At 47.1% G+C, this 14,338-nt stretch carries 11 protein-coding genes; 6 read left to right on the forward strand and 5 right to left on the reverse strand.

Annotation, left to right across the window (positions count from 1 at the left end; all coding sequences use genetic code 11):
• Window positions 1–197: 197 nt before the first annotated feature.
• Complete coding sequence (locus ACKU35_RS06730; protein ID WP_319764343.1) at window positions 198–2,132, forward strand: PAS domain-containing protein; 1,935 nt, start codon at window positions 198–200, stop codon at window positions 2,130–2,132.
• 106 nt (window positions 2,133–2,238) lie between these two features.
• Here ACKU35_RS06730 and typA read toward each other — a convergent pair whose 3' ends face one another.
• Complete coding sequence (gene typA, locus ACKU35_RS06735) at window positions 2,239–4,086, reverse strand: translational GTPase TypA (RefSeq protein WP_319764345.1); 1,848 nt, start codon at window positions 4,084–4,086, stop codon at window positions 2,239–2,241.
• Window positions 4,087–4,366: 280 nt separating this feature from the next.
• Between typA and thyX the strand changes: the two genes are divergently transcribed.
• The 3 genes from thyX to ACKU35_RS06750 all read left to right on the forward strand — a co-directional run bounded on the left by thyX (window position 4,367) and on the right by ACKU35_RS06750 (window position 8,357).
• The gene (thyX, locus tag ACKU35_RS06740) at window positions 4,367–5,110 is read left to right on the forward strand and encodes an FAD-dependent thymidylate synthase (RefSeq protein WP_319764347.1); all 744 of its coding nucleotides are present in this window, start codon (window positions 4,367–4,369) and stop codon (window positions 5,108–5,110) included.
• A 983-nt stretch (window positions 5,111–6,093) separates the two neighbouring features.
• Entirely contained in the window at window positions 6,094–7,455 is a 1,362-nt protein-coding gene (gene dnaA, locus ACKU35_RS06745; RefSeq protein WP_319764348.1) for a chromosomal replication initiator protein DnaA, read from the forward strand.
• Between the two features lie 209 nt (window positions 7,456–7,664).
• On the forward strand, window positions 7,665–8,357 hold the full coding sequence (locus ACKU35_RS06750) for a DnaA N-terminal domain-containing protein (RefSeq protein ID WP_319764350.1): 693 nt from the start codon (window positions 7,665–7,667) through the stop codon (window positions 8,355–8,357).
• Between the two features lie 60 nt (window positions 8,358–8,417).
• On the opposite strand, the gene ACKU35_RS06755 is transcribed toward ACKU35_RS06750, so the two are convergent.
• Both ACKU35_RS06755 and ACKU35_RS06760 read right to left on the reverse strand, forming a co-directional pair.
• On the reverse strand, window positions 8,418–9,608 hold the full coding sequence (locus ACKU35_RS06755) for a PhoH family protein (RefSeq protein WP_319764352.1): 1,191 nt from the start codon (window positions 9,606–9,608) through the stop codon (window positions 8,418–8,420).
• A gap of 277 nt (window positions 9,609–9,885) precedes the next feature.
• Entirely contained in the window at window positions 9,886–11,769 is a 1,884-nt protein-coding gene (locus ACKU35_RS06760) for an NTP transferase domain-containing protein (protein ID WP_319764354.1), read from the reverse strand.
• Window positions 11,770–11,920: 151 nt separating this feature from the next.
• Between ACKU35_RS06760 and ACKU35_RS06765 the strand changes: the two genes are divergently transcribed.
• Both ACKU35_RS06765 and ACKU35_RS06770 read left to right on the forward strand, forming a co-directional pair.
• Window positions 11,921–12,712, forward strand: a complete 792-nt coding sequence (locus ACKU35_RS06765) for a 4Fe-4S binding protein (RefSeq protein WP_319764356.1) — start codon at window positions 11,921–11,923, stop codon at window positions 12,710–12,712.
• 19 nt (window positions 12,713–12,731) lie between these two features.
• The gene (locus tag ACKU35_RS06770) at window positions 12,732–13,124 is read left to right on the forward strand and encodes a DUF3574 domain-containing protein (RefSeq protein WP_319764358.1); all 393 of its coding nucleotides are present in this window, start codon (window positions 12,732–12,734) and stop codon (window positions 13,122–13,124) included.
• Between the two features lie 65 nt (window positions 13,125–13,189).
• Here ACKU35_RS06770 and ACKU35_RS06775 read toward each other — a convergent pair whose 3' ends face one another.
• Both ACKU35_RS06775 and pnuC read right to left on the reverse strand, forming a co-directional pair.
• Window positions 13,190–13,729, reverse strand: coding sequence for an ATP-binding protein (locus ACKU35_RS06775; protein WP_319764360.1), 540 nt, complete (start codon window positions 13,727–13,729; stop codon window positions 13,190–13,192).
• A complete protein-coding gene (gene pnuC, locus ACKU35_RS06780; protein WP_319764362.1) occupies window positions 13,717–14,337 on the reverse strand; it encodes a nicotinamide riboside transporter PnuC in 621 nt (206 codons plus the stop codon). The genes ACKU35_RS06775 and pnuC overlap by 13 nt, the downstream gene beginning before the upstream one ends.
• Window position 14,338 lies beyond the last annotated feature (1 nt).

Consider the following 14,338-nt stretch of genomic DNA (forward strand, 5'->3'; position numbering starts at 1 on the left):
ACTCCGTAAAAAAAGTATTGATGCATCAGGTAACGCAGGAAGCCTTGAATGGCAATATTTACGTGCTGGGAGTTGAGCGTCTTAATTCATAAAAAAATTCTATGTTCATATATGCAGTCTATGGTATAATAAGAAATGTTCTCGGTCTTATTGCGTTTGAGGTGCTTCAAGAGTGTTGCTTTTTTGAAGGATGAATCATGGAGAGTCTTCAGTTTATTGCTCAGGGTTACCCCGGTATAGTCGTTGGCGTTGATAAAAACAGGCAAGTTGTTTTTGTGGGCGGTGAAAAGGCTTCGGCTCTTACCGGGCAACTGACTGTCGGGGAATATCTGGACACTTCCACTTCCGGTTCTCTGCTGAAGGGGCTGGACGGATATGTGAAGAAGATAATGGAAACGTCCCCCAGTCCCGTGGAAAACCTTGAGTTGGAATCACCTGTTGAGGTTATTATCTGGCGAGGGGTATATGATGACGGTTTCGGGCTGATTGTTCTAAAGGGGGATATCCATTCACGGAGCTCCTATTCTCCAGTGACGGAAATGGAGTGTGAAAAAGAAAAAATTCTATCAACGTTGCTCGGAAATATTCCGGGAATGGCTTACCGCTGCCGTAATGATGTGAATTGGACCATGTATTTTGCCAGTGAAGGCTGCTTTGAGCTGACCGGATACCATCCTGAATCGCTGATTGAAAACCGTGATATCTCCTATGCCGATCTTATTTTGCCCCAATATCAGGCGCATGTCTGGGAGTGTGTTCAGGAGGCGGTGCAGGATCGTGAACCATTTGAAATCATTTATAAGATCAGGACCGCTTCGGGAGAGGAAAAGTGGGTCTGGGAAAAGGGCGTGGATACCCGCAGCGAAGACGGAGTAATTCTAGAAGGATTTGTCACTGATGTGACCCCACTCATGGAAGCTGAGCAGGCCTTGCATCAAAGTGAGGAGCGTTACCGGCTGATGGCGGAAAAGACCGGCCAAATGGTATATGATTTGTCTATCGATAGCGGTAAAATAGTATGGTCCGGGGCCGTTCATGAAATTACCGGTTATGAGGATCATGAATTTCAATCCGTGGACCTCAAAGGATGGGAAGCCAAAATTCATCTTGATGACAGGGATGAAGTGCTCGGTGAATTGAATGACTGTATTCGTGAAGGACGCCCCTTTGTCTCTGTATACAGATTCAAGCGTAAAAACGGCAGTTATCTTTACGTTGAGGATGAGGGAAGCTTTTTAAAAAACAGCAGTGGAGTTCCGATCCGTATGGTTGGGGTTCTGCGTGACTATTCCCATAAGATGAAGATTCAGGAATTGATGATACAGACTGAGAAAATGACCACTGTAGCCAGCATTTCCGCGGGAATGGCGCATGAAATAAATAATCCTCTTGGAATAATAACTCAGTCGGCCCAGAATATTGAACGCAGGCTTTCACTTGATCTTCCCGGAAACATTGAGGTTGCCTGTAAAGTCGGAGTCCCCCTTGAAGCGGTGCGCAGCTATCTTGGTGAACGTAAAATTCTGAGCATGGTGGAGGATATCAAAGAGGCCGGTGCCCGTGCCGCAAAAGTGATTCTGAATATGTTAAATTTCACAAGCAAATCAGGAGGTAAAAAAAGTTACTGTTCTGTACCTGATATTGTCGAACGGATCATTGAAATTGCGGACAAGGATTTTTGCCACGAAGAAGGATGTGATTTCCGCAAGATCAATTTTGTGAAGGAATTTGAAGAGGGGTTGCCCCATGTGTTTTGCTTTCCGAGTGAGTTGGAGCAGGTGCTGCTGAATCTTGTGCGCAATTCAACACAGTCCGTGATTGATGCCGGAGTGGAGGGAAGCTCTCCGGAAATAGTGATCCGGTCTTTCAGTGACAATGCCTACCTGACCATAGAAGTGGAGGATAACGGACCGGGAATGGACAGATATACCCGCAAAAAGGCCTTTGAACCTTTTTTCAGTACTAGACCGGAAGGTGGCGGGGGATTAGGATTGTCCGTGGCTTACTTTATAATTACCCGCAATCACGGTGGCATGATAAGGATTGATTCCGAGCCGGGGAAAGGTACTAAATTTACAATTCAGCTGCCTCGCGGGGCTGTTTCGGAGATATTCTCCCAAGGGTTGGTTTAGCTGCCCGGGAACTGTAGCCAAAGGGAAGTTGGCAGAAAAGGGAAAAGCCGGGGAGAGTCAATGCAGTGACTTTCCCCGGCTGATTTATTGCAGTAAGTGGTCCGATTTATTTCTGACCTTTGGCCTTGAGCTGCTTGCCGCGACTCATGTGGCGCTTGGCTGCGGAAAGCTCAGCTTTACGCAGACGGATGGATTCAGGAGTGACTTCAATTAATTCATCGTCCCTGATGAAGTGCATGGCCCGTTCCAGAGTCATGGGGCGGATGGGAGTCAGGATAACCGCTTCATCCTTACCGGATGCACGCATGTTACTGAGCTTCTTTTCTTTGGAGGGGTTGATATTAATATCATTGTCCCTGTTGTGCTCACCGACGATCATTCCTTCATAGATGGGATCGCCCGGTTCGATGAAGAGTTCACCACGCGGTTCGAGGTTGAAAATTGCGTATGCAACGCCTTTACCTGCGCGGTCGGCAACAAGAGAGCCGGTGTAACGGGAGGGGAAATCTCCACGGTATGTTTCGTAACCTGCGAAAAGTGAGTTCATGATACCGGTACCTTTGGTGTCGGTAAGGAATTCATCGCGGTAACCGATGAGAGCGCGGGAAGGTGCGGAAAATTCAATACGCACGCGGCCCTTGCCGTTGTTGACAAGGTTGGTCATTTTACCTTTGCGGGTGGAGAGCTTTTCAGTCACCACGCCGAGGAAAGCTTCTTCGCAGTCAATAAAAACCTGTTCCATAGGTTCAAGCTTCTGACCATCTTCATGCTTGAAGATAACTTCAGGACGGCCGACAGAAAGCTCGAATCCTTCGCGACGCATGGTTTCGATGAGGATCGCAAGCTGAAATTCGCCGCGTCCTTTAACGATGAAGCTGTCTTTCTCATCGCTTTCTTCGACTTTTACCGCCACGTTGAGCAGAGTTTCCTTGTGCAGTCTTTCGCGTATCTTGGAAGACTGTACCAGCTTACCTTCAAGACCGGCCATGGGCGAGGTGTTGATGGTAAAACGCATGGATACTGTCGGTTCGTCAACGGTGATACGAGGAAGAGCCTTAGGAGCTTCTTTAGTACAGATAGTGTCACCGATAGTGATATCTTCAATTCCGGAAACAACAACAATATCGCCGGGATTTGCTATATCGGTTTCCACAAATGAAAGACCGTCATAGGTCTGAATTTTGGTCAGGCGCAGGGATACGTGCTCTCCTGCTTCATTGATACAGACCAGAGGTTCATTTTGTTTTGCGGAACCGTGGATTACCTTACCGATGGCGAGGCGTCCGAGGTAATCGGAGTAACCGAGGTCGGATACCAGCATCTGGAAAGGTTCTGTTGCATTATATGAAGGACCGGGAACCTTTTCGACAACCAGATCCATAAGGGGGTGCAGGTTTTCACCTTTTTCTTCAAGTGTTTTTTGTGCAATACCGTCGCGTCCGATGGCGTAGAGCAGAGGAAATTCGAGTTGTTCTTCTGTGGCGTCAAGGTCGATGAAGAGGTCGTATACTTCATCAAGTACCTCGTCGGGACGGGCATCGGCGCGGTCGATTTTGTTGACTACAACGATAATTTTGAGACCGGCTTCAAGTGCTTTTTTGAGTACGAACCGGGTCTGGGGAAGGGGGCCTTCAGAAGCGTCTACAAGCAGGATTGCACCATCTGCCATGGACAGGGAGCGTTCCACTTCACCGCCGAAGTCGGCGTGACCGGGAGTATCAATGATATTAATCTTGATTCCTTTCCAGTCCACAGCGCAGTTTTTAGCGGCAATGGTGATGCCGCGTTCGCGTTCAAGGTCCATGCTGTCCATGAGGCGGTCATCGACTTCCTGGCCTTCACGGAATAAACCGCTTTGCTTGAACATACCATCAACCAATGTGGTTTTACCATGGTCAACGTGTGCTATGATAGCTATATTTCTGATTTTTTCGTTTTGGGTGAGTGTTGTCACGGATTCCTCCGGTGCCGGATATTTGCCAAAGAAAATCCCCTGCATGGGGGACGCAGTATAAAAAGGCAAAATTCTCAACGGCTGGTTAAAGTAGAGATAAGGAGACGTTAGTTAGGGTATATTACTGCGACTGGCAAGGGAAAAGATAGGGTAAAAGGTGACATTCCGGAGAATATTTTTCTGTTGCGTCCCTAAGGATCTTTTTTTAAAGGGCTTCCCCAACCAGTTGCAGCCCGATATGAATTACTTTATGTAGGGTGCATAAATTTAAGGAGCGCTTATGCCTGAGAAAGATTTAAGAGTGGAACTTTTGTCCATGACCCCTAATGCCCTTGAGCTGCTTTATGCCTCATTTCGTCAGTGTTACCATGCCGGCTTTGTTGCCGATATGTGGCCCCGGCTCCTTAGTGGAGAAATTGAAAAGGATAAACAGGCAGCATTTGTTTCCAAGATTATGGAGTCTGGTCACAACAGTCCCATCGAGCATGTCAGCTTCACCTTTGCCATTGAGGGGATTTCCCGGGCCTGTTCCCATCAGGTTGTGCGCCACCGGGTAGCTTCCTATTCTCAGCAGAGCCAGCGCTATGTTACGGAGAACGATATGGACTATATCATTCCTCCCGCTATAGCTAAGATTCCTGAAGCCCGTAAACGCTTTGAAGAGTTTATGGATGAGGTTGGCAGTGCTTATAAAGATCTGCGTGAAATTCTGGTAAATGCCGGGCGAGAAGCCAAAGCCAATGAGGATGCACGCTTTGTACTTCCTCAGGCTGCAGAGACCAAAATTGTAATCACGATGAATTGCCGCTCATTAATGCATTTTTTCAATCTTCGCTGCTGCCAGCGGGCTCAGTGGGAAGTTCGTAAGATGGCTGATAAAATGCTTAAAATCTGTAAGGAAGAATTTCCGGCTATTTTCAGCAATGGCGGTGCAAGTTGTGAGCAGCTCGGATATTGTCCTGAGGTTGAGCGATTCGCTTGCGGTCGTTACCCCACGCTCAGCCAGTTGGCTGCGAAAGAGTGAAGCCCTACATTATATAAGGAAACTACGCAGAACTAATTTTTAAGTGATATTTTTTTTAGTTTTCTTTAATGGTATTAGATTTAAGCTCGTCCTTTTTAAGGTCGGGCTTTTTTTTTGACTAGTATTAGCCTGAAATAGGCTGAAATAGGCTGAAACAGAAAATTAGCCCTCAATTAGGGCCTGTTGTATGAATCCTGACATATATATGAAGCTATATCGATGCTTTTTCGGTTTTACGGGGTGCCCAGCGGCTAGTTTCAGTTTCCATAAAAGGTGTTTTTTTCTTTTTACGGTATTGTTGTTTTGATGTTATATATAGTTATATTAGTTGTAATTTTACTTTTTGATGCTCAGAATGAAACTATTGATTGATTATTCGATCAACAACAGCAGGTAATGGGCATTACCCTGTTGGTAATTGCGATAGCTGTGAACCCTTTGTTTCTGGGTGATGAAGAGTGTCAAGAATTAATATATACAATTAAAACAAGTGCTTAAATATTGTTCTAAAGTTGAGTGTGGCTCAGCCCTTTGTATTACTGGTTTTTCAGAGTATGTTGCCAAAAAAATGATTTGATAAAAAAAAGATGTTTTTTGAGTTATTTCTAAAAAAATATAATAAAACAATATGTTGTGCGCAAAATTTTGTAAAAATTAATGAAAGTAACTAATAAAAATAATGATCAGGATAAAAACTACAAATGAGAGAAATAGAGTAATTTTATGAAAAACGAAGATTATATAAAAATTGCCTGTGGAAAAAGTTTTCCACACCTGTTTATAAAAAATTATTAAAAACTGCTTAAGCTTGATTTTACGGTGTCCAGCTCGGTTTTTGCCTTCTGAACCATGTTTGCACGCATAACATGAAAGTGCTTAATAAACAGTATGTTAGGCTGTAGAAAACAAATGGGGAAACATTGCGTGCCCGTAGCTTTATCAAGAGTTGATCGACTTACTTAATCTGACTTAGTTAACTCCACATGATGAGAGACAGCTGGAATAAAATTTTAAAATTTCTTGAGAAGGGTCTGAACCCCGGTCTGTACAAAGTATGGATCAAACCCCTCAAAGCCGAGGTCAGCGCAAATACAATTAAATTGTATGCGCCAAATGACTTTGTGGCAGCCTGGGTCAGGGATCGTCTCATGGACAACATTAAAGAAGCAGGCGAGCAGGTTCTCGGTACCAGCCCCAAGGTGGAGATTGGGGTTAGAAAAACCGTGAGAAAGCCCGCTGCAACGGCTACCATAGCCAAGCCTGCTGTAGCACGTCCGGTTCAGACAAGCATGGGACTGCCCATGATGTCTTCAGCCGTGGTTAATACTCGTATTCCCCGTTGGCGCTTTTCTTTTGATGATTTCGTAATCGGTGAGTCCAACAGACTCGCTTGTGCTGCGTCCAGAAGTCTCTGTGACAACTCCCTGCCCGGTGATCAGCTTTTCCTTAGCTCCTCACCCGGTCTCGGAAAAACCCATCTGCTGCATTCGATAGGCAAAAATCTTTGTGCTTCAAGCAACAAGAAGCATATATCCATTGCCTGTCTTACAGCGGAAGAGTTTGCCAACAGAATGGTTCTGGCGCTGAAAGCGGGAGAGATTTCCCGTTTTAAATCCGAGTTCAGGGACAATGTGGATTGTCTGCTGCTTGAAGATATTCACTTCTTTCAGGGTAAGCAGAAAATGCAGGATGAAATTCTGGAAACACTGAAGAGTCTGCAACTGCGTGGCTCCAAGGTTGTTATGACCAGCTCTTTCCTGCCCCGCGAGTTGGAAAAAATTGATCAGCAGTTGGTTTCCCGTTTTAGTTCGGGACTGCTGGCCCTTATTTCCACCCCGGATTTCGAGACCAGAAAACGAATCGTTGAAAGCAAGGCCATACGCTTGGGAACTCAGGTTCCGGATTCCATATCAGAGCTTCTTGCGGATCGTATTACCACTGATGTCAGACAGCTGGAAAGCTGCCTGCAGAACCTAGTGCTCAAGGCAAGACTTTTAAACCGTGACGTTTCACAGGAACTGGCATGGCAGGTGTTGGAGAATTATTCCATCGCCAAAGCCGCGCCCAACTATGATTCCATTGTGGATCATATTTGCCGTTCCTACGAACTCACACCTGAACAGTTGCGTTCAAAAAGCCGTAAAAGGCAGATCGTGCTGGCCAGAAATACCGCTTTCTTCCTCGCCCGCAAACATACCGAACTGTCCCTCAAGGATATCGGTACCAGACTGGGCCGCAGACATTCCACAGTAATCAAAGGCATTACCAATATAGAACGTGAAATTTCCCTGCAGACACCTCTCGGGAGGCAGTTACAGGATACAATTGAACGCCTTACACCTTAAACGGTTTTTTCGGGCAACTGGATTAATTTATACCCCTTAGAGGGTGTTTTTTCTGTTGTTCGTCATGGTTTTGTTTTTTCTCCCGAGAAGAGTGACAGCCTTTGGCTGTTTGCTCTTTTTCGGGTTTGGGGATACTCATAGCAACCGGTTTGTATCTGTCTTTGAGCGGCCCGTTGGCCAATCAAGGGCTTAATCACAGAGGTTAGGAAATGAACTCCAATGTTTGGAACTCCATAAAGAAGAAGCTTCTTGTACGCATTAATCCCGTGCTGGTCAGGGTTTGGGTGGAACCTCTGTCAGCACGTTACGAAGATGGTATTGTACAGCTTACCGCTCCTAACGAGTTCGTTATGAAGTGGGTGCAGGATCATCTGCTTGATCGCATAAAAGATGCGGCTCAGGAAGTTCTGGAAGCAAAGGTCGGGGTTACCATTGATTTGGAAAGCGGCAAAGCGGACAGTCCTCGGGAATTTATCTCCGATGTGACTGCTTATTACGCCGTGGATGAAATCCTTGACAGCATTAACAGGCTTACATCCATAGTACGCAGTTCCTATCCTGTTGATTGCGGAGCTGAGGACTCTCCGTCCGAAGCTGAAGAATTCGCCGCTGAACTTGAAGTTCAGACCTTTGATTCTATTCTTGATGCTGTGCTGGAATCTTTTGGCGTAGCCTTTCGTGAGCTGATGATGCAGGAAAATGAGCATGCTGTGCTGGCCCGTAGGGCCCTGTATTATCTTTGTTTCCGTTATGGTATTCCCGCAGAGGAAGTGGCTTTGAACATTGACTGCACAGTTTCCGAAGTCCGTGAAGGCGCAAAAGTGCTGGAGAACGAAATTTCGGAAGCTATTGATAATGGCGAAGATCTCGATGAACTCCTCCTGAGGATCTTCCAAAAATAATAAAATTTTATAAGTAAAGTTGAAACGGCAGCCGCAAGGACTGCCGTTTTTTTTTGCTTTTTATAGTCCAGTCTTCAATACCACATCGGTAATTGGTCCGCGTGAACGTTCTCCTTTGAGTACCATATGCGCGTATTCTTTATTGTTACGCAGCTTCTTTACCACCCAGTTGAGCCCGTTGTTGCTTTCATTCAGGTAAGGATTATCCACCTGCCGTGTATCACCAAGGCAGATGCATTTTACGCCTTCTCCCATGCGCGTGAGCAGAGAACGCACTTCAGAGCGTGACATGTTCTGCATCTCATCAATTATGACAATACAATTTTCGAGATTCATGCCCCGGATGTACGCAATCGGCAGGATTTCGAATTTTTTCTGGTTGAACCGGAATTTATCGGAATCGGTTTCCATGAATATGCGGTTGGCCGGACGCTGTTCATGCAGTTTCACGGTCAGATCGCGAACATAGCGTACGTAGGGCTGCATTTTTTCTTCAACTGTTCCGGGCAAAAATCCCATTTTGGGCCCGATTTCCCATATGGGTTTGACCAGATAGACTTTTTCATAGGAATTATCCTTTTTCTCCAGCGCCAGATATAGAGCGGAGGCAAGCGCCAGAAATGTTTTACCATACCCGGCTTCTGACTGGATGGAGACGATATTTATATCCTGATTGAGCATCAGTTCAAGGGCAAGGTTCTGGTAAATATTGCGCGGCTTCACGCCCCAGACTTCGTGGGTATACGAAATGGGCTTGTTCTCCTTGTCTCCGTAGAAAATCGCAGTTCCTTTTTCCCAGCGGAAGCTGTTTACGTAAGGTTCCTGCTCATCATCCACAAATCCGGTATACATCTGAGAATCGGAACGGAAGGGGTCGGAATCCTTGTATTCTTCGCTTTTAAGGCTGTATATCCCGGCCTTGATCTGCAAAATGCGGTCATTGGTGACCAGAATGGGGGCCTCGATATCTGCATTCATGATTTCTTTGAGAATACGGTCATCGGGGTTTAAGTCGCGAAGCTTTTCAGCAAAAGCGGGGGGAAGGATCGTGAGTTTGTCGTCTTTTAAAATCGAATGGACGGCCTGAGCCACAATATGGCCTATGCGCGGGTCTCTCTTCAGCTTATCCAGCTCAGTAATTACGGTGTAGGGAAGGTATACATTGTTTTCCTCTCCGTTGCGCAGGGCGGTGATACATTTGGGATTTTCAATAAGTACGTTAGTGTCTAAAATGAAGTTCTTCTGGCCCATAAATACTCCTCTTTTACGGTTATACAAAAGAGAAAAGGCAACCCGGATTCAGGTTGCCTTGAAATGATAATGCATCGGTAATGCCATGGTGTATGTGCGGGAATTTCCCGCTGAATTACCTCTCATGGTTTTAATGTACACAGGATGCGTGTTTTGGGAAACTTAAATTTGTCCCGGTTGGGTTAAGGTTTAGTCACATACGTTTAGAGCGCAGTTGGTGTCGGTTTATTCTTTTTACCCCTGTCCGGTACACTTTTGAGAAAACTGCTGAGGGTTTTTAGAATCTGATTACCCGGACAATGCTTTGCGGAGGCATCTCCCCGCAACCGGCGGGCAGGATGATGATGCCGTTGCTTAGGTTCATGACTTTGCGTGGCGAAAGGGATTTATCGAGCAGCGGGTCCGCTAAAATCTTTCCATTTTTTTCCGTTATTGTGCAGGGGCGAAGCTTTTCCCGGTCCTGTCCGCCTTTTAAGGCTTCGGTAAGAACTGCCGGGATGGTGGCTGAGGTAACTGCTTTGGCCTGCAACATGTTGATGACCGGATGCACGATGGTGTGGAAGGCAAGATTCACAGCTACCGGCGGGCCGGGTAGCCCGATGACAATGGAATTGTGAAGTTTGCATGCAAAGACGGATTTAGCCGGATGCATGGCCAGCCCCTTGAAAATGGGCTTTCCTTCGGCCTGCTGGATGGAATTGAACACGAAGTCGCGATTGCCGGGGCCGGTGCCTCCGGTTGTGACAATGAGTCTGCAATCGCTGTTGGTGAGTACTGCCTCGGAAATAGCTTCCGGTGAATTGGCGCAGGGCGCTATGTGGATATCGCTGATTCCATAACGGCTGCAAAGGGATTTCATGAGAATGAGGTTATCCGCCGGGATCAATCCGCATTCTGTTTGTTTTGTCGGGTCGCAGAGCTCGTTGCCTACAGCGAGTATGGCTACTTTCGGCTGCGGATTGACCGGGATTAAGCATTTGCCCGCATATGCCAGCAGGGCTGCCTCACAGGGCGTAATCACACAGCCCTTGCTGACGATGGTTTCACCTTTAAAAATATCAGAACCGGCTTTGCGGATGAATTCTCCCTCGCGGACCGGTCGGCTTATGCTGATGGTGTTCTCGTTTGCAGTTACCTGCTCGTAGGGAATGACGGCGTCCGTCCCTGCCGGGATAATTCCCCCGGTGAGAACCCGCCTGGTCTGCTCAGAACAGCTCACGTCCTGGGCCGGACATGAGGGGCGTATTTCCCCGTAAAAAGCTAATACGGTGTTGTTTTCAGGCGTGGCTCCGGCTGTGCATCTGCTGGAAACCGCGTAACCGTCCATAGCCGAGCGATCATGCTCAGGCAGTGATATTTCCGAACATATGGTTTCGGATGCCACAAGTCCTGCACAATCGGTTACTGGCACGTAAATTCCCTGTGCCTGACGTATTTTTTTGCGGATAAGCTTAAGGGCCGCGCTACGGGGAATGGTTTGCGGGTAGTCCGGCTGGTCGTTATCTTCTCCGCTCAGGTTCATATTTATACGGCTTAATTGATCCGGTGTATTTATATTGATGAAGGTTTCCAGTGCCTGATCTTTTTCTTTCAGTAGGTCTGTTTCCACTGTCCTGACCTTGACCTGCGGAAAAAAGCGAATGATCTGGAAACGGTCATTTTCCAGATTCTGCTCAATAAAGGGCAGGCATCGTTTTGAGTAAACAGCGCAAAGCGGTTCGTAGAATCCGTCCGGGTGGATGGGGATGAGTACATCGTCATCGGGCTCAATGCGGCTTAGCAGTTCGATTATCAGTTCCCGGTTAAGGAATGGTGAGTCGCAGGCCGTGACGAATACGTGATCAGTTTTAGAGTGGTAGAGAGCGGAATGTATGCCGGTCAGCGAACTGCGCGCCTCAAAAACATCACCTTCCATTCTCAGCTTCAGGTCCGGATGGTTTTCCGGGGTGCGGGTGATGATAAAAGTTTCCGCGAAAATGTCATCAAGGGCCCGTATTATCCTGCTGACCAGTTTTTCACCGGAAATTTCAAGGCAGGATTTATCTGTTTTGCCCATGCGTCGTCCTTCACCACCGGCAAGGATGGCTGCACTTATCTGCTGGTATTTCGCGTTTGATCCGGTCATGAACTTTATATCGCACAAAAGATAATTCAGTTCCATAACCTTTTTATTATGCGGAAAAAAGCTGGATATCCTGGTGGGCGTAAATTCAAAACTATTTACAACATACCCTTTGCGCCTGTACTTATTCTGTTTGAAAGCTAAGTCACTTGGCGGATGTCTTACTTGAATAATTCGATATGGAGATTTTATGTCTTGTAATAAACTTAAGATGATCTGTTTTTCACCTACCCGGACCACCCGCCGCATTCTGGATGCAATTGCCGAAGGGTTCGGTGTGGAAGATCCGGAAGTGGTTGACGTAACCCGTGAGGATAAGGTTCCCGAGACCTGCGAATGTAGTGATAATGAGCTGGTGATAATCGGCGCTCCGGTTTACGGCGGACGCATTCCCCTGACTGCGGTGGAGAGGTTTAAGGCTCTTAAATCATCGGGTGTTCCGGTTGTTTCCGTTGTTGTTTATGGGAATCGCGCCTACGAAGACGCACTGATCGAGCTTGTTGATCTGGCCGGTGAAGCCGGGTTTAAGCCTGTTGCGGGAGCTGCATTCATCGGTGAGCATTCATTCTCCACCGAGAAAACCCCCGTCGCCGTTAGCAGGCCCGATGAAGATGATTTGAGTAAGGCCCGTGAATTCGGCAAGAGTCTTGCCGCAAAATTGAAGGAAGGCGCTCTTGCCGGAACAGAGGTTGAATTTCCGGGTAACCGTCCATATAAGGACCGCTCCCCGAAAGCTTCCGCTTCTCCCGTCTCCAATGATGACTGCCAGCTCTGCGGCGCCTGTGAGAGGGTCTGTCCTACAGCGGCAATCTCTGTCGGAGCCATGGTTGAGACTGACCCTGATAAGTGTATCTTCTGCTGCGCCTGCGTTAAAGTTTGTGATTTTGATGCCCGTAAGCTGGAAGTCCCCAAATTGCTTGAAGTCTCTAAGTGGCTGGCTGATAATTTCAGCTCCCGTCGCGAACCGGAAGTATTCATATAGATTCGGAGCAGTGCTGATTATGATTAGATCAATGCGGATTTGTGTGATTATTCTTTTACTGGCTTTTTGTGTGTCCGGCTGTGCGACTGGTAAGTGGAACCGTTACGAGCTTTACATGGGACAGACTTACCATGAAGGTAAGAAAAGAATAAGTTCCAGAAGGTTTCAGAGCTTTCTTAATAAGGAAGTCACGCCTAAGTTCAGTGATGGTTACACTGTTTACGATGCTCAGGGGTTTTGGGGCGGCAAGAGCGGTTTTACCTATTCTGAAAGAAGTAAGGTGCTCATGGTTGTTTCCCCGGATAAAGATGCCGGGCAGCGCGTGGATGCTATCGCTAAAGCCTATAAGGAAGAATTTAATCAGGAGTCTGTATTGAAGATTGTCAGCCCTGTGGCCGTTGATTTCAAATAGATTGAAGCTGTATTAAGTTATCGATAATGAAAAATCCCCCGGTGCATCGGCAGCGGGGGATTTTCTTATTTTTTTGTGGCTCTATGGATCATAGCGTTAATCTCTGCATCGATTATCCGGCTGGATTTTATGAACCTGCGTTCAAGGGAACCGCTGATTATCTGGAGTGGGATGCCGCGCTTTTTGAATTCCTCTATGAATAGATTCTGCATGTATTCGCGTTCTTCAGGCATGTCACGCTGGCCGTCGTCCTGCCAGGGGATGTCAATGTCGCAGAGTAGGTAAAGAGAGGGGGCAAGCGTTTTAAACTTATCGTCAAGCCACTGCGGATATTCACCGAAATAATGGCTGGCGTATACAATTGACGAAATTATGTCCGTATCACAGATGAGCGGGCTTGAGCCCTTTGCAGCTGCTTCTGCCTCAAGGCGCAACTGTCCGCGGGCGATGGGGAGAACATCGTCTATGGTCAGGTTGCCGTTTTTGAGCGCAAAGTATTCGCGCAGATATTCAGGCACGGCTTCCGCTTTATAATGCTCGGCAAGCTTGGCGGCGAGGGTGGATTTCCCGGTGCATTCAGAGCCGGTCAGGACTACGCGGAGCATTGAGGCTCCCGGTCGATACGGTAGGATTTGAGCCAGCTGATGAAACCGAGCACAGCCATAGCGGTGTACACGATCATAAGTCCGCTGTAACCGGACCAGCCTTTTGCATAGTAGATACCGACATACATGGTGTCGGCGGTGATCCAGAGCAGCCAGTTTTCCATATACTTCCTGGCCAGCAGATATTGGGCTATGAGAGAAAGTACGGTAGTCAGGGCATCCCACCAGGGGAATGACGCCTCAAGGTAATTCTCCATCAAATATCCGGTGGGGACAAAGGTAACCAGTCCTATCAGAATAAGTCGCAAAGCCAGTTTGCGGTCCACGCGCTGAATCTTCAGCGGGCTGTTGTCTTGGCCGCCTCGCAGCCATTGATACCAGCCGTAAAAGCCGAGAATGACATAGACAAGCTGTAGAAATGCGTCTGAATATAGTTTGCCCTGAAATACAATGACCATCCAGATTCCCACGCTGACAATCCCGAAAGGCCAACAGAGCGGATTCTGACGCACGCTCAGAAAGATGTATACCAGCCCGGTGGCGATGGAAAGTTGCTCCCCGAGTCCCATTGAGCTTACGAAATTGATTATGAAGTTGATGATTTCCATA

Source organism: Maridesulfovibrio sp. (genome assembly GCF_963676065.1).
Lineage (GTDB): Bacteria > Desulfobacterota > Desulfovibrionia > Desulfovibrionales > Desulfovibrionaceae > Maridesulfovibrio.

Bases quoted from the DNA above. Each gene is read 5' to 3' on its own strand.
- ACKU35_RS06730 (WP_319764343.1), top strand. From the start codon at position 198: ATGGAGAGTCTTCAGTTTATTGCTCAGGGTTACCCCGGTATAGTCGTT.
- ACKU35_RS06750 (WP_319764350.1), top strand. From the start codon at position 7,665: ATGAACTCCAATGTTTGGAACTCCATAAAGAAGAAGCTTCTTGTACGC.
- thyX (WP_319764347.1), top strand. From the start codon at position 4,367: ATGCCTGAGAAAGATTTAAGAGTGGAACTTTTGTCCATGACCCCTAAT.
- ACKU35_RS06760 (WP_319764354.1), bottom strand. From the start codon at position 11,769: ATGGAACTGAATTATCTTTTGTGCGATATAAAGTTCATGACCGGATCA.
- dnaA (WP_319764348.1), top strand. From the start codon at position 6,094: ATGATGAGAGACAGCTGGAATAAAATTTTAAAATTTCTTGAGAAGGGT.
- ACKU35_RS06775 (WP_319764360.1), bottom strand. From the start codon at position 13,729: ATGCTCCGCGTAGTCCTGACCGGCTCTGAATGCACCGGGAAATCCACC.
- ACKU35_RS06770 (WP_319764358.1), top strand. From the start codon at position 12,732: ATGATTAGATCAATGCGGATTTGTGTGATTATTCTTTTACTGGCTTTT.
- ACKU35_RS06755 (WP_319764352.1), bottom strand. From the start codon at position 9,608: ATGGGCCAGAAGAACTTCATTTTAGACACTAACGTACTTATTGAAAAT.
- pnuC (WP_319764362.1), bottom strand. From the start codon at position 14,337: ATGGAAATCATCAACTTCATAATCAATTTCGTAAGCTCAATGGGACTC.
- ACKU35_RS06765 (WP_319764356.1), top strand. From the start codon at position 11,921: ATGTCTTGTAATAAACTTAAGATGATCTGTTTTTCACCTACCCGGACC.